General features: G+C 63.9%; 26 protein-coding genes and 1 pseudogene. 17 read left to right on the plus strand and 10 right to left on the minus strand.

Annotated elements, in window-relative coordinates; translation table 11 throughout:
* Window positions 1-412: 412 nt before the first annotated feature.
* Entirely contained in the window at window positions 413-1,399 is a 987-nt protein-coding gene (locus J2Y68_RS18955; protein ID WP_309995725.1) for a LacI family DNA-binding transcriptional regulator, read from the plus strand.
* Between the two features lie 12 nt (window positions 1,400-1,411).
* Here the strand turns inward: J2Y68_RS18955 and J2Y68_RS18960 are convergent, their stop codons facing one another.
* The 3 genes from J2Y68_RS18960 to J2Y68_RS18970 all read right to left on the minus strand — a co-directional run bounded on the left by J2Y68_RS18960 (window position 1,412) and on the right by J2Y68_RS18970 (window position 3,392).
* Window positions 1,412-1,819: a DUF6855 family protein gene (locus tag J2Y68_RS18960; RefSeq protein ID WP_211710853.1), complete on the minus strand. Its 408-nt coding sequence runs from the start codon at window positions 1,817-1,819 to the stop codon at window positions 1,412-1,414.
* Between the two features lie 29 nt (window positions 1,820-1,848).
* Window positions 1,849-3,165: an MFS transporter gene (locus J2Y68_RS18965; protein ID WP_309995729.1), complete on the minus strand. Its 1,317-nt coding sequence runs from the start codon at window positions 3,163-3,165 to the stop codon at window positions 1,849-1,851.
* A 62-nt stretch (window positions 3,166-3,227) separates the two neighbouring features.
* Complete coding sequence (locus J2Y68_RS18970; protein ID WP_309995732.1) at window positions 3,228-3,392, minus strand: hypothetical protein; 165 nt, start codon at window positions 3,390-3,392, stop codon at window positions 3,228-3,230.
* 199 nt (window positions 3,393-3,591) lie between these two features.
* Here J2Y68_RS18970 and J2Y68_RS18975 point away from each other — a divergent pair, with 199 nt between their 5' ends.
* From J2Y68_RS18975 to J2Y68_RS18985, 3 genes are read left to right on the plus strand one after another with little or no spacing between them, the layout of a single operon-like run.
* The gene (locus tag J2Y68_RS18975; protein ID WP_309995792.1) at window positions 3,592-4,422 is read left to right on the plus strand and encodes a hypothetical protein; all 831 of its coding nucleotides are present in this window, start codon (window positions 3,592-3,594) and stop codon (window positions 4,420-4,422) included.
* Window positions 4,406-5,155: a LamB/YcsF family protein gene (locus tag J2Y68_RS18980; RefSeq protein ID WP_211710846.1), complete on the plus strand. Its 750-nt coding sequence runs from the start codon at window positions 4,406-4,408 to the stop codon at window positions 5,153-5,155. Before J2Y68_RS18975 ends, J2Y68_RS18980 begins: the two co-directional genes overlap by 17 nt.
* Before the next feature lie 35 nt (window positions 5,156-5,190).
* Window positions 5,191-6,012 (plus strand): 5-oxoprolinase subunit C family protein, encoded by an 822-nt coding sequence (locus tag J2Y68_RS18985; RefSeq protein WP_309995735.1) that lies wholly within the window; start codon window positions 5,191-5,193, stop codon window positions 6,010-6,012.
* On the opposite strand, the gene J2Y68_RS18990 is transcribed toward J2Y68_RS18985, so the two are convergent.
* Entirely contained in the window at window positions 5,984-7,330 is a 1,347-nt protein-coding gene (locus J2Y68_RS18990) for a DUF445 domain-containing protein (protein WP_309995737.1), read from the minus strand. The genes J2Y68_RS18985 and J2Y68_RS18990 overlap by 29 nt on opposite strands.
* Before the next feature lie 50 nt (window positions 7,331-7,380).
* Here J2Y68_RS18990 and J2Y68_RS18995 point away from each other — a divergent pair, with 50 nt between their 5' ends.
* From J2Y68_RS18995 to J2Y68_RS19010, 4 genes are read left to right on the plus strand one after another with little or no spacing between them, the layout of a single operon-like run.
* Window positions 7,381-8,268: a glycerophosphodiester phosphodiesterase gene (locus tag J2Y68_RS18995; protein ID WP_309995740.1), complete on the plus strand. Its 888-nt coding sequence runs from the start codon at window positions 7,381-7,383 to the stop codon at window positions 8,266-8,268.
* Window positions 8,269-8,305: 37 nt separating this feature from the next.
* Window positions 8,306-8,740 carry a DoxX family protein gene (locus J2Y68_RS19000; RefSeq protein WP_309995742.1) on the plus strand — a complete coding sequence of 145 codons (435 nt, stop codon included), beginning with the start codon at window positions 8,306-8,308 and terminating at the stop codon, window positions 8,738-8,740.
* Window positions 8,737-9,495, plus strand: a complete 759-nt coding sequence (locus J2Y68_RS19005) for an AzlC family ABC transporter permease (protein WP_309995744.1) — start codon at window positions 8,737-8,739, stop codon at window positions 9,493-9,495. Before J2Y68_RS19000 ends, J2Y68_RS19005 begins: the two co-directional genes overlap by 4 nt.
* On the plus strand, window positions 9,492-9,803 hold the full coding sequence (locus tag J2Y68_RS19010; RefSeq protein WP_211710837.1) for an AzlD domain-containing protein: 312 nt from the start codon (window positions 9,492-9,494) through the stop codon (window positions 9,801-9,803). The genes J2Y68_RS19005 and J2Y68_RS19010 overlap by 4 nt, the downstream gene beginning before the upstream one ends.
* On the opposite strand, the gene J2Y68_RS19015 is transcribed toward J2Y68_RS19010, so the two are convergent.
* Window positions 9,800-10,429 carry a TetR/AcrR family transcriptional regulator gene (locus J2Y68_RS19015; protein ID WP_309995746.1) on the minus strand — a complete coding sequence of 210 codons (630 nt, stop codon included), beginning with the start codon at window positions 10,427-10,429 and terminating at the stop codon, window positions 9,800-9,802. The genes J2Y68_RS19010 and J2Y68_RS19015 overlap by 4 nt on opposite strands.
* 92 nt (window positions 10,430-10,521) lie before the next feature.
* Between J2Y68_RS19015 and J2Y68_RS19020 the strand changes: the two genes are divergently transcribed.
* The 3 genes from J2Y68_RS19020 to J2Y68_RS19030 are packed head-to-tail and all read left to right on the plus strand — an operon-like array spanning window position 10,522 to window position 12,074.
* Complete coding sequence (locus tag J2Y68_RS19020) at window positions 10,522-10,854, plus strand: thiamine-binding protein (protein WP_211710833.1); 333 nt, start codon at window positions 10,522-10,524, stop codon at window positions 10,852-10,854.
* A 40-nt stretch (window positions 10,855-10,894) separates the two neighbouring features.
* Window positions 10,895-11,566 carry an O-methyltransferase gene (locus J2Y68_RS19025; RefSeq protein WP_309995748.1) on the plus strand — a complete coding sequence of 224 codons (672 nt, stop codon included), beginning with the start codon at window positions 10,895-10,897 and terminating at the stop codon, window positions 11,564-11,566.
* Between the two features lie 4 nt (window positions 11,567-11,570).
* Window positions 11,571-12,074 (plus strand): GNAT family N-acetyltransferase, encoded by a 504-nt coding sequence (locus J2Y68_RS19030; protein ID WP_309995751.1) that lies wholly within the window; start codon window positions 11,571-11,573, stop codon window positions 12,072-12,074.
* A gap of 15 nt (window positions 12,075-12,089) precedes the next feature.
* Here the strand turns inward: J2Y68_RS19030 and J2Y68_RS19035 are convergent, their stop codons facing one another.
* The gene (locus J2Y68_RS19035; RefSeq protein ID WP_309995753.1) at window positions 12,090-12,368 is read right to left on the minus strand and encodes a hypothetical protein; all 279 of its coding nucleotides are present in this window, start codon (window positions 12,366-12,368) and stop codon (window positions 12,090-12,092) included.
* Between the two features lie 106 nt (window positions 12,369-12,474).
* Here J2Y68_RS19035 and J2Y68_RS19040 point away from each other — a divergent pair, with 106 nt between their 5' ends.
* Window positions 12,475-13,383 carry a spermidine synthase gene (locus J2Y68_RS19040; protein WP_309995755.1) on the plus strand — a complete coding sequence of 303 codons (909 nt, stop codon included), beginning with the start codon at window positions 12,475-12,477 and terminating at the stop codon, window positions 13,381-13,383.
* A gap of 9 nt (window positions 13,384-13,392) precedes the next feature.
* On the opposite strand, the gene J2Y68_RS19045 is transcribed toward J2Y68_RS19040, so the two are convergent.
* Window positions 13,393-14,289, minus strand: a complete 897-nt coding sequence (locus J2Y68_RS19045; protein ID WP_309995758.1) for a LysR family transcriptional regulator — start codon at window positions 14,287-14,289, stop codon at window positions 13,393-13,395.
* Between the two features lie 137 nt (window positions 14,290-14,426).
* Between J2Y68_RS19045 and J2Y68_RS19050 the strand changes: the two genes are divergently transcribed.
* Window positions 14,427-15,812 carry an MFS transporter gene (locus J2Y68_RS19050; RefSeq protein WP_309995760.1) on the plus strand — a complete coding sequence of 462 codons (1,386 nt, stop codon included), beginning with the start codon at window positions 14,427-14,429 and terminating at the stop codon, window positions 15,810-15,812.
* Between the two features lie 4 nt (window positions 15,813-15,816).
* Window positions 15,817-16,566 carry a 3-hydroxybutyrate dehydrogenase gene (locus J2Y68_RS19055; protein ID WP_309995763.1) on the plus strand — a complete coding sequence of 250 codons (750 nt, stop codon included), beginning with the start codon at window positions 15,817-15,819 and terminating at the stop codon, window positions 16,564-16,566.
* Window positions 16,567-16,579: 13 nt separating this feature from the next.
* Here J2Y68_RS19055 and J2Y68_RS19060 read toward each other — a convergent pair whose 3' ends face one another.
* The gene (locus J2Y68_RS19060) at window positions 16,580-16,957 is read right to left on the minus strand and encodes a winged helix-turn-helix transcriptional regulator (RefSeq protein WP_309995766.1); all 378 of its coding nucleotides are present in this window, start codon (window positions 16,955-16,957) and stop codon (window positions 16,580-16,582) included.
* A 102-nt stretch (window positions 16,958-17,059) separates the two neighbouring features.
* Between J2Y68_RS19060 and J2Y68_RS19065 the strand changes: the two genes are divergently transcribed.
* Entirely contained in the window at window positions 17,060-17,923 is an 864-nt protein-coding gene (locus J2Y68_RS19065; protein ID WP_309995769.1) for an SDR family oxidoreductase, read from the plus strand.
* An 86-nt stretch (window positions 17,924-18,009) separates the two neighbouring features.
* Here J2Y68_RS19065 and J2Y68_RS19070 read toward each other — a convergent pair whose 3' ends face one another.
* Window positions 18,010-19,470 carry an amino acid permease gene (locus J2Y68_RS19070; RefSeq protein WP_309995772.1) on the minus strand — a complete coding sequence of 487 codons (1,461 nt, stop codon included), beginning with the start codon at window positions 19,468-19,470 and terminating at the stop codon, window positions 18,010-18,012.
* Window positions 19,471-19,713: 243 nt separating this feature from the next.
* On the opposite strand from J2Y68_RS19070, the gene J2Y68_RS19075 reads away from it, so the two are divergent.
* Window positions 19,714-20,520 carry an IclR family transcriptional regulator gene (locus tag J2Y68_RS19075; RefSeq protein ID WP_309995774.1) on the plus strand — a complete coding sequence of 269 codons (807 nt, stop codon included), beginning with the start codon at window positions 19,714-19,716 and terminating at the stop codon, window positions 20,518-20,520.
* Between the two features lie 3 nt (window positions 20,521-20,523).
* Here the strand turns inward: J2Y68_RS19075 and J2Y68_RS19080 are convergent, their stop codons facing one another.
* Complete coding sequence (locus tag J2Y68_RS19080) at window positions 20,524-20,961, minus strand: SRPBCC family protein (RefSeq protein WP_309995776.1); 438 nt, start codon at window positions 20,959-20,961, stop codon at window positions 20,524-20,526.
* Between the two features lie 206 nt (window positions 20,962-21,167).
* On the opposite strand from J2Y68_RS19080, the pseudogene J2Y68_RS19085 reads away from it, so the two are divergent.
* Window positions 21,168-21,520, plus strand: a pseudogene (locus tag J2Y68_RS19085) (urocanate hydratase); the annotation flags it as partial.

Here is a 21,520-nt window from a genome sequence, read left to right on the forward strand (position 1 = left end):
GGTAGTAACTGATTTCCCGGATACTTAGGAGTGCTCCGGCCAGGCGAATAGTGATGCACTTTTGGGGACCTTTGGCTCAGGGGCAGCGCAGAGGCAAGTCCTGGACGATGCGCAAAAATAGTTTTTACAAGATGCGTCACGTTTTCGCAGGTCAAAGCACATATCCAGTGCCCATGTCTTTGTGCCGTGTGCTGCGCCGTTGCCCTTTTCGGTCGCGTCGCGGTTCATCGACGAGTTGGCAGCGATGGGTGTGGTGGGTTCTGGGGCCCACCCGGGGCGCCGTCGCTGCGTGAAACCGGGCTAGTGCGGTCGGCCGTCTGAGTCGCGGCCGGCCGCACGACCGGTGTTATGAGCGCAAACATCCATACGCCTTTAGAACGTTCTATAGACTGGCTCCGAGCAGAGGAGAGCCATGACCGGGAAACGTCCCACCCTGATGGACGTGGCTGAGGCCGCAGGCGTATCCCGGGCATTGGTTTCCATCATCATGCGGGACGCCCCAGGTGCTTCGGACGCGACCCGGCTGAAAGTGCAGGAGGCCGCACGGGAACTCGGCTACCGGCCAGATAGCCGCGCCCGGCTTCTCCGGAGCAGCCGCACCAGGCTCCTGGGCCTCAGCTTTTCCACCGCGCATGCGTTCCATGCCGAGATCGTGGACGCTGCCTACGCCGGGGCGACCGTGCGTGGGTACGACATTGCCCTCAGCGCCGTGGCAAACGGCCGCCCGGAAACGAGGGCGGTGGAATCCCTGCTGGACCTCGGCTGCGAGGCATTGATCCTGATCTCCCCGTCCCTGTCACCGGAGGAATTGGCCGGATACGCAGCCCGCCTGCCCGTCATCAGCCTTCTCCGCGACGACGTTGGCGACTCCCTGGACTCAGTGAGCAGCGATGACCATGCCGGGATACGCATTGCGGTGGAGCACCTGTTTTCGCTGGGGCACCGACGGATCGCACACGTGGATGGCGGCCAAGCAGTTTCCAGCCCACAACGCAGGGCGGCGTTCCAGTCCGAGATGGCTTCCCGTGGCCTGGATGCGCGCGTCATCGCCGGCGGACCCACCGAAGAAGACGGTTTGCGCGCCGGCAGTGAGCTGCAGCAGGACTTGCCTACCGCCGTCGTGGCCTTCAATGACCGGTGTGCGCTGGGCGTCTGGGAGAGTTTCCGCGCGGCCGGCCTCCGGGTGCCGGAAGACGTTTCCATCCTTGGCTATGACGACAGCCAGTTCGCCCGACTCAGTTATGTCCAGTTGTCCTCCATCAGCCAGGACGCGCCCTTGCTTGCCCGCGCCGCCGTCGACCGCGCGGTGGACCGTTTGGAGGGTTCGACGTCGGCCGCCCACCTGGTGCGGACACCGCACCTGGTGGTTCGGGGCACCACGGGAGAGGTACCCGGCTGACTGTTGGCCCGGTTACGTGGAGATGGCCCGCATGGCGTTGTTCCGCTTCTCATGGGTGAGTTCGGCCAAGCCCAGGGCCTCCAAAAGGGGTGGCATATACATGCCGAACCGGCCTCGGTAGCCCTTGCGGAGACCGTACCAACCGCCCACAGGGTTGCTTTCGCTGCGACCCCACGCCTCCACGGTCCCTTCGGCGGCATCTTTGCCTTCGTCGGCGGCACCGAGCGGGACCCAGTCGCCCTGCTCCAGGAGCCACGCGTGCAGGTCCTCGATGGCCCGGAGTTGGTACAGCAACTTGGTGGAGCCCACTTGGCAGACGATTGCGGGTGGATCCGCGGACTCATCCTTGTACATGACGTAGTCGGACGAGCCCGGGGGAGTCGTGAGCTGCCAGGGATCGTCTTTGGTTCCAGCGGCCATCGGTGGTCCTTTCTGCGGTTGCGGTCAGGTTACACAGCGTCCGGCTGCGTGTCTGCAGATTGGGGGTCCAAGGGCTCCGGCTGCAGCGGGTTCTCAATTTCGTCGGTGACCATGTGGGCAGCGAACAGCGCTACGAAAGCCATGACGGGACACACCAAGCCAGCGACCAGGAAGATGATCCAGATGGGAACCACCTCCGCCACGGGTCCGGCCAAGGCCATGGACACCGGCATGAGGGCCAGGGAGACAAAGAAATCCAGGCTCGAGATCCGGCCCAGCAAGTGCCGTGGCACGCGGCGTTGCAGCAGCGTCCCCCAGATCACGGTGCCGAGTCCCTCAGTGGCCCCGAAGACCAGGAGCGCGATGCCCAAAGCCCAGAAGTTGTCCATCAGGCCAATTGCTGCCACAGGCAGGCTCCCCAAACCCCACGTCACCACCATCACCGTCAGGTACCGCCGGGGAAGCCTGAGCGTGGCCGTCACCAGGGCAGCAACTGCGCTTCCAACCCCCATGACCGCCAGCAGTGCACCAAACATCCGCGAGTCGCCACCGAGCTGGTCCCGGACCACGAACGGCAGCAGGACTTCAATGGGGCCAATCAGGAACAGGACGGACAGGCATGCCCAGATCAGGGTCCACAGCAGCCAAGGCGTCCGGACGGTGTAGACGAAACCCTCCCGGAGATCGCGGAAGAACGACGACGGGGCGGGCCGCTCCTTCGACTGCGGACCACCCTTCATTTGCTGGCGCAGGAAGTCTTGCCGGCCCAGGAAGTTCAGGATCCCAAACGCCAGGAAATGGCACAGGGCAACCCCGGCAATGGCATGCCCTGGGGTCAGCGAAGCCACCAGGATACCGGCGACCGCGGGACCTCCCGCCTGCTGCAGGATCGGACGCACTGTACCTTCCATGCCGTTCGCGGCCAGGAGGTCGTCGGCAGGCAGGATCGCGGGAAGCATCGCGGAGTAAGCCGGGAAGAAGAACGCCTGCCCCACGCCCAGCACGAAAGCTCCCAGGGCCAGGTGCCACAACTGGATGACATTGAGCATGGCCAGGATGGTCACGGTGGCGATGACCGCCAGGTTGGCACCCTCCACCGCAATGATGAGCAGGCGTTGGGGCAGGCGATCCGCTGCGATGCCCCCGGCCAACACAAATCCCACCAGACCCACGCTGGCGGCGGTGGCGACGAATGACAACTCAAGGGGTCCGCCGCCGAGGTGGATTACCTCGTAGACCATCGCGACGGCCCACATGCCAGACCCAAAGATGGAAATGGACAGCGCGGCAATAAGCACCCGGAATTCCCGGTGCGCAAAGGGACGCAGCGCTCTCAACGCGGCCATCCCACCAGCCTAGACCTGGCGGCCGAGGCCGCGGAAGGCGGTTTATTGCGGAGGAACGTCAGTTATGAAGCGCCCGACGGCGGCTCGTCATCCTCAATGTCGGGACCCTCCGCAGGGTCCTGGCTGTGAAGGCCGGTGTCGTGCGAGACCCAGCCTTCCGTCTCACCCTCGGCCGGAGCGTCGGTGTGGTGCCGGATGACATGTTCGGTCTTGTCTGCTGGCTTCATGACGGATACTTCCTGTCCTTGGCTGGACTGCTCCCGTGAGTGCCCCCAGTCTACGCCTGGGGGTGGTTCGTTGCGGGGTCCGCTCTGCGCGGAATCTTGTCCACATAGCGCATATCGGGGAACACCTGATGCAAGGGTGTGGCATAGGCTGAACCCAGCAGTTCCCCGTGAAACAACAGACTGCCAAGGAGACATGAAGATGCCCAAGCGCCCCAACCCGGCGGTGAAAATCGCCCAGGAAACAGCACACAACGCTGTTTTCGACGCCCAAGGCAATCCCAAGCCCGGCGTCCACAATGTGCTGCTCAAAGCAGTCGACGTCCAGAGGCCATTGGTCCTGGCCAACCTTCGACGATTGCAACGCAGGAACCCTCATGACTCGCCGGCGCAGCTTGCGGCGAAACTGGAACGCCACTACTTGCTCGCCATTTCCGGCGGAGGTGCCGCGGTAGGTGCTACCGCCGTCGTGCCGGGTATTGGAACCATGGCTTCGTTGGGCCTTTCGGCGCTCGCAACCATTGGATTCCTGGAGACCACCGCCCTGTATGCATCGTCCTTGGCGGAACTTCACGGCATTCGGCTCACCGACCCCGAACGGTCGCGAACCATGGTGATGGCCATCATGCTGGGCGAGGAAGGCACCTCCCTGCTCGGTGCGCTGAGCGGACAGTCGCTCGGCCGCGGCAAGGGGGTCACCAACGCCTGGGGCAGGACCCTCACCAAGAAAATCCCCGGCAGTGGCTTCGGAGTCATCCGCGACACCATCCAGCGCGCCTTCCTGAAGAACCTGTTGAAGAAGCAGGGCGGCGCTTTCCTTGGCCGCGCCCTGCCATTCGGCGTCGGGGCAGTTGTCGGCGGTGCCGGCAACCTGATGATGGGCCGTGCCGTGGTGTCCAGCGCCAAGGAAGCCTTCGGCGTGCTGCCGGATACGGTGCCGGGTGAGCTGCTGCCCAACGCGCCAAAGAACGTCATTGTCAACGCACCCGAAAACCCGACGCTGGAAGGCGGTAACAGTGGATCTGAACGCTGACTTGGGGGAGTCCTTTGGTTCCTGGACTATGGGCGACGACGCCTCGATGTTCCGTATCGTGAGCAGCGCCAACGTAGCGTGCGGTTTTCACGCCGGAGATCCCCTCACCATGCTGGACAGCTGCCGCGCTGCGTTCGAACTGGACGTTCGTGTGGGCGCTCACGTGGGGTACCGGGACCTGGCTGGATTTGGACGCCGGTCCCTGGATATGACCTTCGACGAACTCTTCGGGGACGTCCTGTACCAACTCGGCGCCTTGGACGGCATGGCCCACGCCGTGGGGGCTTCGGTGGACTACGTCAAGCCGCATGGTGCTCTTTACAACAGGATTGTCCATGACGCAGAGCAAGCGGAGGCGGTCGTGGCCGCCGTTCACGCCTACGATCCTGGTCTTCCCGTGCTGGGCCTGCCGGGTTCGGCATGGCTGAAACTGGCTGATGAATCCGGGCACCCGGTCTTCCGCGAAGCGTTCGTGGACCGGGCCTACCTGCCGGACGGCACACTGGTCCCACGCACCCAGGAAGGCGCGGTGCTGCACGACCCAGCAGCTGTGGTGGCCCAAGCGGTGCGCTTGGCGACGCGCAAGGAAGTACTTGCCATCGACGGTTCCGTTGTCCCGGTGCAGGCGGACTCGCTCTGCATTCACGGGGACACTCCGGGTGCCGTCAACATGGCCGCCGCGGTTCGGGAAGGACTGGAGCAGGCCGGCGTGCAGATCGAGGCATTCGCCTGATCCTGCGGTGCGGCTCTTTATAGGGGAGTGCGTTGGTGGGTGCAGTAGTAGTTGACCCGGGATCTTTGACTTCCGTCCTGGGACAGGAGCAGGCACTGGACCGTGCGTCCATGCATCTGGCCAATGCCCTCCTGGGCAACGCCGCCGCTGCCGGGGGCCTGGAGGTCTTACTGGGCGGCCTCCGGCTCCGATTCGTCACCGCTTCTGCAGTTTCGGTCACCGGCGCCGAAGGCATCATCACCCTCAATGGCGCGGAACTGCCCATGAACAAGGCAGTGCGGGTGGCTCCGGGAGCTGTCCTCGAAGCATGGCCGGCGCTTTTCGGAATCCGTTACTACGTGGCAGTTGCCGGCGGCATTCCGCCGCAGGAAGAGCCGCTGCGGGCGGGCACTGCGCTGACCTTTGGGCGGCCGAACAGCCATGCCTTTCCCGAGATCAAACAGCCGGCGCGCCGCGCGCTGGATCCGGAGCGTCCCGTGGTCGCCCGGGTTTCCCGCAGCGCGGAGGCCTCAAATGTCGGCATCAGCTCGTGGCTCCGGCTGACCACCGAACCATGGATTCTCTCGCCGGAGTCTGACAGGGCTGGTGCGCGGCTGGTGGGGCGGCCCCTTGAGGCAGTCACAACTCAACCACGCGAACCCCAGCCGCTGCTGACGGGCTCGGTCCTGCTGCCGCCGTCGGGCCTTCCGGTGATTGCCTTGGCCGGTCACCCGGCCACTGCAAAGTCGCCCGTGATCGCGATGGTCCGTGATGACGACTTGGACCTGATTGGCCAAGCGAGGCCGGGACAGATGGTGCACTTACTGGGGGCTGCTGAGCCCGGGGCCCCTAGCCGAACAGCAGGTGTGCAACGGTGAAGATGGCCAGCCCCGCCAGCGCGCCAACCACGGTTCCGTTGATGCGGATGTACTGGAGGTCCTTGCCCACCTGGAGTTCGATCTTCTGGGAGGTTTCTTCCGCGTCCCAACGCGCCACCGTGTCCGAGATGACGCCGGCGATGTCCGACCGGTAGGTGTTCACCAAGTATCCGGCCGCGTCGCCAATCCAGGCGTTAACCTTGCCGGCCAGTTCGTCGTCCTTGACCAGGCGCGTGCCGAAGTCCCGGACGGCACCTTTGAAGCGCAGGCTCAGTTCGCTGTCGGGGTCGTCGACGGCGTTGAGCAGCGCAGTCTTCACCGTTCCCCACGTGCGTGATGCCAGTTCGCGGACCTCGGGGTCCCCGAGGATCTGCGCCTTGATGGATTCGGCGCGCTCAATCATGGCTGGATCGTGTTGCAGGTCCTGGGCCAGTTCGGTGAGGTAGGCATCGATGGATTGACGCACTTGGTGGTTCTGGTCGGACTGGACCGCCCGCATGAACTTGGACAGCTCCACGTAGACGCGGTCACCCACCAGGCCGTCCACGAACGTTGGCACCCAGAGGGGCGAACGGTCCGAAACGAGCCGGTTCACCGTTGCATGGTTGGCGTCCACCCAGTCAGCGGCGCGGTCCACCAGCAGGTCAACCAGCTTGTGGTGGTGGCCGTCCGCAAAGATCCGTTCCGCCATCCGGCCCACCGGTGGCCCCCATGGTGGGGTGAGCAGGTGTTTGCGCACCATGCCCTCGATGACCGCTTGGACATCGTCGTCATTGAGTACGGTGAACACGCCGCGGATCGCCGCGCCACCTTCCTTCGCTACGCGTTCGGCACCACCCGGACCGGACAGCCAAGCACCGGCTTTACGGGCAATATCGATGCTCGCCAACTTCTCCTGCACAACCTCCTGGGACAGGAAGTTGCTTTCCACGAATTCGCTGAGCGATTCGCCGATCTGGTCCTTGCGCCGCGGGATGATGGCGGTGTGCGGGATCTTGAGGCCCATGGGGTACTTGAACAGGGCCGTCACGGCGAACCAGTCAGCCAGGGCGCCAACCATGCCGCCCTCGGCCGCTGCGCGAACGTACTCAAGCCACGGGTACTGCTTCTGGAAGGCGAAGGCCACGGTGAAGATCAGGGCCATCCCGATCAGCAGGGCCAAAGCCAGCCGTTTCATTCGGCGCAGCGCAGCAGCTTTTTCCAGGTCTCCTGCCGAAAGATCGACGACTGCGGGACGGGCCGGTGCGGGTACGGGGCCTGACTCCCGATGGGGGTTGGTGACGTCTTCAGTTGGGATTTGTTCAGAGTTCACCTGCATTAGCCCAGCGTAGCCCCCGTGCGTACAACCGGGTGGGCTACCGTATCTCCATGACAAGCGACGACTTCGCCACAGCAAGGCCCAAGGTCTACGCCCACCGGGGCTCCAGTGCCGCCTTTGCCGAACACACCAGGGCTGCTTATTTGAGGGCCATCGCCGATGGGGCGGATGGCGTCGAATGCGACGTGCACCTGACACGGGACCAACACGTGGTGTTGTTGCACGACGCCAACCTGGACCGGACCTCCACGGGGACAGGTCCGGTAGCCGAGCACACCTTGGAAGAACTCCGCGGGCTGGACTTCTCGTCTTGGAAGGGCGCGCGCATTCCCGAAACCTATGGGGGAGTGGCCGATCAATTTTTGACGTTGCCTGAGCTGTTGGACATACTCCGTGGGGCCGGACGCGACATCGGGTTGGCCATTGAACTCAAGCACCCAAGTCCCTATGGGCTGAAGCTTGAGGACCGGGTGTTGGCCGTGTTGGCCGAGGCGGGTTGGAAGCCGGAGGATTCACGGCTGGAGAACATCCTGGTCTCCTTCATGAGCTTCGATTCCGACTCTGTGCAGCGGCTGCTGGAGACTGTTCCAGCGCAGCATGTGTGCCAGCTGGTGGACGATTACACGGTCCAGGAGATCCGGGAGGAACTGGGCCTGGGCTTCCTCACCGGCGGGGCAGTAGCCAACGTCATGAAGGCAATGCAGGAGGATGCTGAGCGCGTGCTGGACGAGGGGCAGGCGGGAATCGCAGGCCCCGGCATCGACTATGTGCGCGAGCATGCGCGCAACGTGCAGCGGTGGTTGGAGGCGGGCCGTGTATTCCGGGTGTGGACGGTTGATTCCGAGAAGGACGTAGCCCTTTGCCAGGGCCTCGGCATTCATGAGATCACCACCAACAAGCCCGCGCAGGTCTTGGCGCAGCTCATGGTTTCCAGCTGACTTTTGGGGGTTACCGCGCTTGTGATTGAGTGGTCTCATGTCACTTCGCTGGTCACCCAAGGCAACACATACCGTCTCAGCAATAGGCTTGAGCGCATTGCTCCTGGCCAGCGCCGCAAAGCACTTCCGTACCCCCAAGTTCTATTACCCCGTGGTTCCGGACTACCTGTGCCGCAGGGATGAACCGGGGAGCCGTCCCAACGGGCCCCTTGCAGTGATGTCCCGCGAGGAATGGGTCGCGTCGTCGGGGCTGCTCGAGGTGGCTGCCGCCGTCGGGCTTCTGGTACCGGCGACACGCAAGGTGGCCGCTGACGCAACCACAGCCATGTTCACTGCATTCCTCGCAGGGCATATTGATGCCCTCCGGCGTGCTTACGGGCCGAAAGGCACTGATGCCGAGAGGCGTATCCACACCGTGCGGCTGCCCTTGCAGATTCCGCTCATCATCTGGTCGTGGAGCCTGCGGAAATGACCAGTGGTTCCGCGCCCCTGAAACTCAGGGAGTCGCCGGCATTCAAGATCGCCCTCTCCTTGAGCATCGCCACAGGACTCTACGGGGTTTCGTTTGGGGCACTGTCCGTAGCATCCGGATTCGATTTCTGGCAGACGATGGTATTGAGCCTCCTGCTCTTCAGCGGTGGATCGCAATTCGCGTTCATTGGTGTGGTGGCAGGCGGCGGCTCCGGGCTGGCGGCCATGACCGCCAGCGCACTCCTGGGTTTGCGCAACGGCATTTACGGCATGCAGATCAATGCCATGCTCCGGCCTGGCGGCTGGAAGCGCTACCTTTCCGCGCACGTCACCATTGACGAGTCGACGGCGACGGCGTCCGGCCAGACGGACCCCGACGAGCAGCGCCGCGGGTTCTGGACCGCCGGCATTGGAATATTCATCTTATGGAATATTTTCACTGCCATCGGGGCCCTGGCCGGAGATGCCATGGGAGATCCCAAGCAGTGGGGCCTCGATGGCGCCGCCGTGGCGGCCTTCCTGGCCTTGCTCTGGCCGCGGCTGAAGGGCCGCGAGCCGTGGGCCATCGCCGCAGCCTGCGCATTGGCCACCATCCTGGCGGTGCCCTTCGTGCCGTCGGGTGTTCCCATTCTGGTTGCTGCCGTGGTGGCCGGAATCATCGGGTGGTTCAGCCACGCACGCATGGATGAAGGGCTTGAACCGGACGTGGATCCTTACGCCGAGAAGCACCAGCAAGAACGCAGGGGTAACCCATGAACCTGTGGCTTTGGATCCTCATCGCCTGCGGCCTGGCGTACCTCACCAAACTGCTGGGCTACTTTGTGCCCGCCAAGTTGTTGGAAAGCCCCCGGATCATGCATGTTGCCGGCACCATGACCATCGGTTTGCTGGCGTCCCTGACCGTAGTCAACGCTGTCGCATCGGGGCAGGGTTTGGTTCTGGACGCCCGCATCGGTGCATTGGCTGCAGCCGCCGTGGCACTGTGGCTTCGGGCGCCGTTCCTGGTGGTGGTGATTTCCGGCGCTGCCGCGGCCGCCCTGCTCCGGCTGCTGGGGTGGGGCTAGACAGCGTCAGTGAACGTCACGCCCGGGATGCCCGACTGTTCGGGTAGGGGCCGCGCAGGGCGCTCGGTGCGGATGGCGTCCTCGATCAGGGCGACGGGCCGCTTCCACGCTTCGGATCCCGGTTCCATCGTGTCCACAGCACCTATCAGCATGGCAACCAGCCGGACCATGTCCTCGATGGTGATGTCCCGGCGGAGTGAACCCTGGCCTTGGCCGCGCTCCAACAGGGTGGCCATGGAGCCGATGAGGCCACCGGTGATGCCCATGAGGAGTCCGCGGCGTCCGGCGACGGCGTCAAGGAGGTTCGCGTCTTCGCTGGCCACCTGCATCACGGCATCGATGACGTTGATGAGGCCTTCGGCGGCGTCCATGCCGTCAAGGGCTGCGGTCGCCACGGGATCCACGTGCTGGCGGAGTTGGCGCGAGAGGGCAGCGAGAACCAGCTGCTCCTTGTCCGAGAAGTTGCGGAACAATGTAGCCGGGCCAACTCCAGCGGTGGCGGCGATGGTCTGCAAGGGCACTTCGGGGCCGTGTTCCCGGAAGCACTGCCTTGCGGCGGTAATGATCTTGTCCACATTGCGTGCGGCGTCTGCCCTGAGGGGCTTGCGTTCAGAGGGCTGTTCCATGCTTGTCAGAGTAGCAACGGACAGGTCCCTGCCTGTTGTTACGCGGGAGTAGGCCGTTATATGACAAACCGGTACGTGAAACACTGGATTTCATGTTGCTTGCATTCTCAGTTGCCCCATCGGGCCAGCCCGCATCCGCTGCCAACGGCGGACCCACCCCCGACGCCTCCGTGCACGACGCCGTAGCCGCCGCCGTCAAGATCGTCCGGGAGTCCGGCCTCCCCAACCAGACGGACTCCATGTTCACCACCATCGAGGGTGAGTGGGACGAGGTCTTTGACGTCGTCAAGCGCGCTACCGAGGCGGTTGGCCGTTACGGCAGCCGTGTTTCGTTGGTGATCAAGGCCGACATCCGTCCCGGTTACAGCGGCGAACTGACCGGGAAAGTGGAGCGCCTCGAAGAGGCCATCACCGCCACCGACTAGCTCCTTTCCCCTGGCTGCTGCGAGTGCAAGACTGGGGCGCATGATTGAACACGCCACCGAGCCCGGATGGGTTGATGTCGAGCGTTACCTGACTGACGTCGTCGTGCGCCCTGATCCTGCGCATCAGCGCGCCCTGACGTCCGCCGTCGAGGCCGGGATGCCCGCCATCGAGGTCGCGCCCAACGCGGGTAAGTTGCTGCGGATGCTCGTGCAAATGTCCGGAGCCAGGCGCGTCCTGGAGATCGGCACCTTGGCCGGGTTCAGCAGCATGTGGATGGCTCAAGGACTGCCCGACGACGGGCGGATCGCCACGTGCGAATTCCTCCAGAAACACGCGGACGTCGCGCGCGCCAACCTGGATGCCGCCGGCGTAGGACACAAGGTGGACATCCGCGTGGGTGCTGCCCTGGACACCCTTCCCACGCTGGCAGGCCAGGAGCCGTTCGACTTCGTGTTTGTCGATGCGGACAAGGAAAACGACGCAAAGTACCTTGACTGGGCCATCAGGCTCGGCCACCCGGGCACGGTGATCGTGGTGGACAACGTCATCTGGGACGGTGCCATCCTGGAACCGGAACGGGACGAGGTGAACGCCCCGGGCATCGTGGAAATGCTGGAAATGATGGGGCAGGATCCCCGCCTTGACGCCACTGCCATCCAGACGGTGGGGAGCAAAGGCTGGGACGGCTTCGCGATCGCCCGGGTGCGGTAGGCCCATGGATTTCACGATTCGACCGGCATCGGTGGATGACGCCGAAGCCATGGCCCACATGCACGTCCAGTCCTGGCGGGAAAGTTATGGCCGCTTGCTGCCCCCTGAGTTCTTCGCGAAGCAAGAGGCCGCCCTGCCGGACCGGATTGAGCGGTACCGGACATCCATTGCCGCCGGGCACTCCAGGATGTTGGCCCATGGGCCGGACGGGGACCTGGTGGGACTGGGTGCGTCCGGACCCGGCACGGATGAGGACAGCCCCTGCGATGTGGAACTTTTCATGCTCTACACGCTGGAACGCGTTCACGGCCGTGGTGTTGGCCAGGCGTTGGTGGATGCCCTGATTGGAGACGGGCCAGCCTACCTCTGGGTCCTGGACGACAATCCGCGCGCCCAGGCCTTCTACCGGCGCAACGGCTTCCTGCCCGACGGCAAACGGCAATTGTGCGACCCATCCTGGTACTCGCTGCCGGAGCATCGGATGGTGCGTCCCGCCGTCGGGCATTAGGAACGACGCCGAACGCTATTGCTTTGCGCCCAGGCGCTTGGCTTTCGGATGCCGGGCGGGGCGCGGCTTGGGTAGGAAGCGACCTAGTCCGCCATGCGGTGCGGCGCCAGCCAGTGGCTCTGGGTCATCCAGTTGCCCGGTATCCAGCTCCCCGGTATCCAGCTCCCCGGTGTCCAGGGATGAATCCAGCAGGCTCGGCGGCTTGGGCACGCGGGCCAGCAGCAGGCAGACCACGGTCAGCCATGCCACAGCGGCGGTCAACACTTCCGCCCACACCCACTCGCCAAGGTCCATGGATTGATCTTATGGCCCAACCACCCATTATTGTAAGTAGCCTTACTACTCACGTGGCGGTGGGGCTCCACTAGGCTGGAAGTATGACTGAGGCAGGGCGGACGTAGTGGCAAAACGCGGCAGGGTGAGTAAGTCGCAAAGGTCGACGGCGGGAGTCGTCGAGGTGCCTTCCGGCGCCCGTCCCGATGGTCCTGTTGAGGGCGTTTACTACATTGATACCGGCGACTGCGAGCTGATCCAGGACCAGGACAACTCCAACGGTTGGCTGCTGAAAATCAACGGCGTGATGAGCTCGCACATCGACCTCGCCGATCCGCTCTTCCTGGATTTCGAATACATGCGCTGGATCGCAGCCTTGGTTGAATCGCGCTGGCCGAGGGAACAGAAACCCAAACTGCGCGCGCTGCACCTGGGTGGGGGAGCATGTTCCATGGCCCGCTACTTCCACGCCGCCTATCCCGAGGCGCGGCAGGTGGTGGTTGAGCTCGATGGCAAGCTCGCCGAATATGTTCGTGGTTGGTTCGAGTTGCCCAAGGCGCCGCTGCTGCGGATCCGGGTTGGTGAAGCGAGGCACGTGACGGAGTCCCTCACCCCGGACACCCGCGATCTCATCATCCGCGACGTTTTTGCCGGAGCCTTCACGCCCCGGGCCCTGACAACGCGTGAATTCACGGCCCACGCGGACGCGGTACTTGCCGCGGACGGCCTGTATGTGGTCAACTCCGGCGACGCCCCGGACTTGAAGAATGCCCGTGCCGATGCCGCAACCATCGCGGACACCTTTGAGCACACCATGATCATCGCCGACCCTGCCATGCTCAAAGGCCGACGCTACGGCAACATGATCATGGCGGGCAGCCACGTGCCGTTCGGAGACGACCCCACCCTTGCCAGGCGGCTCCTGGGCGGTGGCGTTCCGGCCCACATCTGGGACGATGCCCAAGTGCGCGCCTTCGCGGCCGGGACTCCGGTGCGCCACGATCCTCCAGCGGAGCCGGAGTCAGCCCCCGCGTAACCGGCGAGGCTATCCAGCCCCCAGCAGCTCCTCCCGTCGGCCCTCCGTCTCCTCGCGTAAGGCCTGCACGACGGCGGCTACCGCGGGGCGGCGCATGGAGTCCGGGCGGAGGACCATCCAGTAGGGGAGGAGCTCGGCGAAGTCGGAGGGGAGCAGGCGCACCAGGTCCGTGTGCCGGTCGGCCATGAAGCAGGGGAGGAACCCGATGCCGGCCCCGGCCCGTGTGGCCTCGACATGGACGAACACGTTGGTTGAACTCAGGCCGTCGCGCATGGTCGGGACGAGCCTCCGGGGTGCATCCAGATCGTCCACTTGGAGCATGGAATCCACAAAGTAGACCAGTTGGTGCTGTGTGAGTTCCTCGACGCTCCCGGGCGTCCCGTGATCCGAAAGGTAGGCGCGGGACGCGTACATTCCCAGCCGGTACTCGCCCAGCCTGATCGCTTCGGCCCGGTGCACCTGCGGCGTCCCCACCACCACTTCGATGTCCAGGCCGGACCGCTGCTGCAGTGCCCGACGCGTCACGGTGACGATCTCCACGCTGAGTCCGGGGTGCTCCCGTCTCAGTCGCGCCACCGCCGGTGCCGCGATATAGGCACTGAATCCGTCGGTAGCCGTCATTCGTACGACGCCGGTGATGGGGTCGGGTGCGCGGTCGCTGGGTCCCAGGGCACCGACCGCAGCTTCGATCCGTTCCGCCACCAGTACGGCTTGGGCACCCAGCTCAGTCACTTCCCATCCGCCGGCAGCACGCGCCAGGACCCTGCCGCCCAGCGCCTTTTCCAGCGCCGCTATCCTGCGCGAGACGGTGGTGTGGTTCAGCCCCAAGGCTTGGGCCGCCGTCGTGAATTTTCCTGAACGTGAGACGGCGAGGAAGATGAGGAGGTCATCCGGGTTGGGATTCATATCTGCAATTCTGCACACCTAAGGTGCCTTATTGGTCATTGAGGCATAACGAATCTGCGGCAATACTCAGTGGAGCATGTCGTGTTGTGGATCACATCACGTTCAAAAGGGTCAAAGAGGACACTGAGGAGATGGATATGAGCGTAGAGCAGCGCTCCGCATCAAGAGCCGGGAAAGATGCCGGCAAAGGCTCCGGCCTGAAGAAAATCGTCGCGGCCTCAATGGTGGGCACGGTGGTGGAGTGGTACGAGTTCTTCCTCTACGCCACCGCGGCAACCCTGGTCTTCGGCAAGTACTTCTTCCCGAGCACCGGCAACGAGCTGGACGGCATCATCCAGGCCTTCATTACCTATGCGGTGGGCTTCGTTGCCCGGCCGCTGGGCGGAATCGTCTTCGGCCAGATCGGCGACAAACTGGGCCGCAAGCCCACGCTGCAGCTGACCATCGTGATCGTGGGCGTCTCTACGTTCCTTATGGGCTGCCTCCCGGGCTTCATGGACATCGGATACTGGGCCCCGGCCATGCTGGTGGCACTCCGGTTCATCCAGGGCTTTGCGCTCGGCGGCGAATGGGGCGGCGCTGTCCTCCTGGTGGCCGAGCACAGCCCCAACAAATCCCGCGGCTTCTGGTCATCCTGGCCGCAGGCGGCAGTGCCCGTTGGTAACCTCCTGGCCACCCTTGTCCTGTTCGTCATGTCCACCACGCTCAGCAGCGAAGCCTTCCTCGGCTGGGGCTGGCGCGTAGCGTTCTGGCTCTCCGCAGTGATCGTGTTCGTTGGCTACTACATCCGCACCCACGTCACCGAGGCACCCATCTTCCTTGAAGCCAAGGCACAGGTGGAGGAATCCAAGGCCATCAGCTACGGCGTGGGCGAGGTCATCCGCAAGTACCCCAAGGGAATCCTCCAGGCCATGGGCCTCCGCTTCGCAGAGAACATCATGTACTACCTGGTGGTGAGCTTCGCGATCGTCTACCTCAAGAGCGTCCACAAGTACGACACCTCTTCGCTCCTGCTTGCCCTCCTGATCGCCCACGTCATCCACTTCCTGATCATTCCGCAGATCGGACGCCTGGTGGACTCGTGGGGACGCAAGCCCGTGTACCTGATCGGTGCCATCACCGGCGCCACCTGGCCGTTCTTCGCCTTCCCCATGTTCGACACCAAAAACGCCGTGGTCATCGTGCTCGCCGTGACCATCGGCCTGTGCCTGCACGCCTTCATGTACGCGGGGCAGCCAGCCATCATGTCCGAACTTTTCCCCACCCGCATGCGCTACTCGGGTGTCTCGCTCGGCTCGCAGGTCACGTCGATCTTCGCCGGTTCACTCGCACCGTTGCTGGCAACCCAGTGGCTAAAGGACACCGGCTCCTGGCTCCCCACTGCCATCTACCTTGTGGTCGCCTGCGCCATCACCACCGTCGCAGTTGTTTCTTTGAAGGAAACCAAGGGCATTTCCCTCGAATCCGTAGACGAAGCAGACGCTGCGCGTCATGGACTGACAACCGCTACCCCGAAGGGCTGATCTGATGGACAACTCCTTGAACGGACGCAAAGCACTGGTGACAGGCGGCGCCAGCGGAATCGGGGCCGCTTGCGCCCGGGCGCTGGCCGCCCGCGGGGCGAAAGTTGTAGTGGCCGACGTCGATGCCTCCGGAGCTGCGGCCCTCGCCGATGAGCTGGGCGGCACCGCGTGGACGGTGGACCTCTTGGACGTCGACGCCCTGGCGGCACTGAGCCTGGACTGCGACATCCTGGTCAACAACGCGGGCATCCAGAAAGTTGCGCCGATCGAGGAGTTCGAACCCGCGGAGTTCCGGCGGATCCTGGCCCTGATGTTGGAGGCGCCGTTCCTCCTCATCAGGGCCGCGCTCCCGCACATGTACGCCAACGGGTTCGGCCGGATCATCAACATCTCGTCGGTCCACGGGCTCCGCGCCTCCGCCTATAAGAGCGCGTACGTTTCCGCCAAGCATGGCCTCGAAGGGCTCAGCAAGGTCACTGCCTTGGAAGGCGGCGAGCACGGGGTCACCTCCAACTGCATCAACCCCGGCTACGTCCGCACGCCCCTTGTTGAGAAGCAGATCGCCGACCAGGCCCGGCTCCATGGGATCCCCGAGGCCGAAGTCCTCGCCAAGGTGATGCTCACGGAGTCGGCGGTGAAGCGGTTGGTGGAGCCGGAGGAAGTTGCGTCGCTGGCAACCTGGATGGCCTCCGACGACGCTGGTATGGTCACCGGCGCGAGCTACACCATGGACGGTGGGTGGTCGGCCCGATAGCGCGCCTTCGGCGTTAGCCCTGGCCGTTGAGGATTTCGTCGGCATTCTCGTAGGCCCAGGTGACCAGGGGGATGAGGTGGCCCGTCAGCTCCCGGCCGCGGTCGGTCAGGCTGTAATCCACCCGGGGCGGGATGACAGGCTGGGCGTCGCGGCGGACGAGGCCGTCCTTTTCGAGTGTTTTGAGTGTCTGGGCCAGCATTTTTTCGCTGATCCCGTCAGCCCGGCGTCGAAGTTCGCTCCACCGCTGTTCGCCCTCGGAGAGTGACAGCAGAATGAGCACGCCCCACTTGCTCGTGATGTGGTCCAGGACTGTCCGGCTGGGGCACCCGGACGGGAAGACGCCGTCGGCGATGCTGGCAGGAAGCGGAGCCGGGACAGCACTTACTTTCATGTCAGTACCTTACCTTAAAGTGCGTACTCTCTTTTGGGAAGCTTCTGGATCGGTGGCTCGTTGACCAGCATGACAGAGCAAGAACCTTGGAGAGGAAAACCCATGAGCATCGTTATCACCGGAGCAACCGGCCAGCTGGGCCAGCACGTCATCGAAGCCCTGTTGGAGTTGAACGTTCCCGCCGACAGCATTGTGGCAACCGGCCGTTCCGTGGAGAAACTGTCCCGTTTCGCCGATCGCGGTGTGCGTGTGACAGCCATGGACTACGACGACGCCACTTCTGTTGCCGAAGCACTCAAGGGTGCCAGCAAGGTACTCCTGATTTCGGGCAGTGCCGTGGGCCAGCGGGTAGAGCAGCACCGCACCGTGATCGAGGCCGCCAAGGCCGAAGGGGTTGAACTGCTGGCTTACACCAGTATCGCCAACGCTGACACAACAGGGATGAAGCTCGCCTCCGAGCACCAGGTTACCGAAGCCATCCTCAAGGAATCAGGCGTTCCCTTTGTCCTCTTGCGCAACGGCTGGTACTTGGAGAACTACACCGAGCAGCTGCCGGGAACGCTGGCACAGGGAGCCCTCGCCGGCAGCGCCGGAGAAGGCCGGGTCAGTGGCGCCTCCCGCGCCGACTACGCACACGCTGCGGCAGCGGTTCTGGTAGCCGGAGACCAAGCGGGCAAGGTGTACGAACTTGGAGGGGACGAGGCCTTCACTATGGACGAGCTCGCCGCAGAAATCAGCGCAGCATCAGGTAAGACAGTGGTGTACAACGATCTCCCCGCAGACCAGTACGCCGGCCTCCTCACCAGCGTCGGAGTTCCGGAAGCCTTCGCCGAGGTCCTTGCTGACTCGGATCTGGGCATTGCCCGGGGTGACCTCCTGGTGACCGGCGGGGACCTCCGGAAGCTGATCGGCCGTCCGTCGACTCCGTTGTCCGAGGCCGTGCGTTCCGCCGCTGCATCTGTCTAAACAGCTCCGCGAGACAACAATTAATGCCAATGCTCGGGGTGAGCATTGGCATTAACTGTCATTTGGGCTCGGGCAATAGCGAGGCCTTAGCGGGGTGAGACCACCGGAATCGAGGCCGTTTCGTCCACCAGCTCCGCCCGGCGCAGGCCGCCACCGCGGACCCACAGCTTGTAAGCCACGAACAACAGCACCAGCCAGGCGCCGCCCACATACAAAGCCACGCGGGTGTCCTCGAAGACGCCCAGGATCACGATCACCATGGCCATGAACGCCATGGTCAGGATCGAGGCAGCCGGCCACAGCGGCGAACCAAATTCCGACGCCGGCAGACCCTTGCGATTGATCTCCCGCTTCATGGCGACGTGTGAGGCAAGGATCATCACCCAAACCCACACGGTGGCGAACGTGGCGATGGAGGCGATGAGCACGAACACGTCTTCTGGAATGACAGCGTTCAACACGACGCCCACCAGCAGGATGCCGCCCATCATTACTACCGTCATCCACGGCACCCCGTGCCGGGAGATCTTGCCGAAGCTCTTGGGAGCGTGTCCCTGCTGGGCCAGCCCGAAGAGGATGCGCCCGGCTCCAAAGATGTCGCTGTTGATCGCCGAAAGGGCCGCTGTGATCACCACGGCGTTGAGGATATGCGGCGCCGCAGGGATACCCAGGCCGTCAAAGATCTGCACGAACGGGCTGCCGCTGCTACCGATCTCGTTCCACGGGAAGATGCTCATCAGCACACCGAGCGTCAGTACGTAGAAAAGCAGGACGCGGACGGGCACTGTATTGACCGCCTGGGGAATGACCTTCTTGGGGTCGGCCGCTTCGCCGGCGGTGATGCCAATAGTCTCGATCCCGCCGAACGCGAACATCACGACGGCGAACGCAGCCAGGAGCCCCTCGAAACCGTTCGGGAACAAACCGCCGTGGTTCACGAGGTTCCCTAGTCCCGGTGCCACGGCACCGCCGTCGCCCGTTTGGAAGCCGAACACGACGATCGCCGCACCGCCGACGATCATGGCGATTATCGCCGCCACCTTAATGAGCGAGAACCAGAACTCGAGCTCACCGAACACCTTCACGCTGAGCAGGTTCATGGCGCCCAGGAACAAGATGATCGCAAGCACCCAGATCCATCTGTCCACCTGTGGGAACCAGAAGCCCATATAGATACTGAAGGCCGTGACGTCGGCGATGGCTACAATCGCCATTTCGAACACGTAGGTCCACCCGGTCACAAACCCAGCGAACGGGCCAAGATAGCGGCTGGCGTACTGGCCAAAGGAACCGGACACGGGGTGTCGAACGGCCATTTCGCCGAGCGCGCGCATCACCATGAACACGGCTGCGCCGCCAATGATGTAGGCCAGCAGGACCGCTGGGCCTGCCTTTTGGATAGCGGAGGCGGAGCCGTAGAAGAGGCCCGTGCCGATCGCGGATCCGAGTGCCATGAAGCGGATGTGGCGGACGTTGAGGCCTCGGCTGAGCGCCGTACCCGCGGCTTGGAGCACAGAGCTCTCCGCAGCCAGCTTGGTTTGTTGCATAGTAAAACCTTCTCGTCTTTGGGAGGGGATCGCTATCCAGCAGATCACTTTTAGGCACCTTGTGATCGGACTCACGGGGCTTTGGTGTCTTTCATCGCAGACAGTCGTCGGAATGGTCCGGAATCCCAGACATTGATCAGCCCCGGCTGGTTGGAGGATGCGACGCCAAGGGTGCACGCTTGAGTACGGGATACCGGACAGTTCCGGTTCGGGGCTCCCGGACAAGTTGAGCAGTGAGGAACCATGACAACCACGCCAGTAGCGCCAGGGAAGGCCACGTCCAAGGTCCCGGCTGCCGAGAACACCCTGCGGATCCTGAAACTGTTGGCCTCGCGCCGGGGTCCCATGGCGGCGTCGAATATTGCCACAGCGCTCGGCCTGCCGCGGTCAAGCGTGTATCACTTGCTCGGCGTCATGGAAGCCAACGGCTTCGTCCTTCACCTGCACGAGGAACAGCGCTACGGGCTGGGCATCAGCGCATTCGAACTCAGTTCGGCATACTCGCGCCAGGAACCACTTTCCCGGCTTGGCCGGCCCATGCTCGCCTCGCTGGTTGACGCCATCGGCGAAAGCGCGCACCTCGCTGTGCTCCACGGTCGCGACGTCCTCTACATCGTGGAGGAACGCGCCAAGAACCGCCCCAGCCTGGTAACCGACGTCGGCGTCCGCCTTCCCAGCCACCTCACCGCGTCGGGCCGCGCAATCCTTGCCGCCTTGCCAAAGTCGCAGGTCCGCGCCCTCTACCCGAACGCTGCTGCCTTTACTTCGAGGCACGAGGTCGAGTTCCCCATCATGAAGTACTCCGCTTTGTCGTCCCATCTGGACCAGGTGAGGCAACGCGGCTACGCCACGGAGAACGGCGAAATCACCCCAGGATTCGGTTCAATCGCGGCCGCCGTCACCGACCATGTGGGATGGCCGACGGCGGCAGTCGCCGTCACGTTCCTGGAGGACAAAGTGCCGGCTGAGCAGTGGCCGGTCCTTGCCACCCGCATCCGGAAAGCGGCGGACGAACTGTCGGTGAGGATCCACGGCCGCCCCGCCGGCTAAACCTCACGGGTGGTCCCGGGCCTCCTGCTCGACCAGTTGGCGAAAGGCCTCCAGCTCGCCTTTGAAGCTGCCCCGGTACGACCCCATGGCGAAAAGCCGCCCGAAGATCCCCGCAATGAACCCCCGGGTCACAAACTCCTGGTTGATCCGCGTACCTTCGCCCTCCGGCACGATCGTGACGTCCGATTCGCCCTTCAGGATTGTGTTGCCGAAACGGGTCCGGAGGTGCCGGGGCCGCTCCACTGCAAGGATCTCAGTGGGGCTTGCCATGCGCCCAAACCACACCGTGTAGCGACTGCCGGGCGCGTCCAGCGAACCTTCGAGATCGGTCACACGGGTGACTCCGCCGATCCACTCGTGAAACCGGTCCGGATCCGTCCAGGTCGCGAAGACGCGCTCTGGTGATGCTGCGACGAAGGTGGACACGCGGAACGTTCCCATGGGTCCAGCATGCTCTCGTTGCCGTGTAAATGCGAGGGATTGCGGGCTCCTTTCTATCCCCGCGGGGGCGCCAGGGAAAGCAAGGGCACATGTCTGAAATACCGGACAGCACCACTCCAAAAGCCATTCCAGCCGTCTGGCAAAGGGGCTTTAGTAGAAGCAGAAGATCTTTCCACCACACACTTTCCACAGACGAAGGAGTCACCATGGCACCCGCCGATTTCACTACTGGTGCCCGTCCGGTCAAGGCCGCCCGGGGTACTGAACTTACTGCCAAGTCGTGGCAGACCGAAGCGCCGTTGCGCATGCTGATGAACAACCTGGATCCGGAGGTTGCTGAGCGCCCGGATGACTTGGTGGTGTATGGCGGCACGGGCCGTGCTGTCCGTTCGTGGGCTGCGTTTGATGCGATCACCCGGACCTTGGAAACCATGGAGAAGGACGAAACGCTTCTGGTGCAGTCGGGCAAGCCGGTGGGTGTGTTCCGGACCAATGAGTGGGCGCCGCGGGTGTTGTTGGCTAACTCGAACCTTGTGGGGGATTGGGCGACGTGGCCGGA

The sequence above is a fragment of the Paenarthrobacter nitroguajacolicus genome, assembly GCF_031455195.1.
Classification (GTDB): Bacteria; Actinomycetota; Actinomycetes; order Actinomycetales; family Micrococcaceae; genus Arthrobacter; species Arthrobacter nitroguajacolicus_D.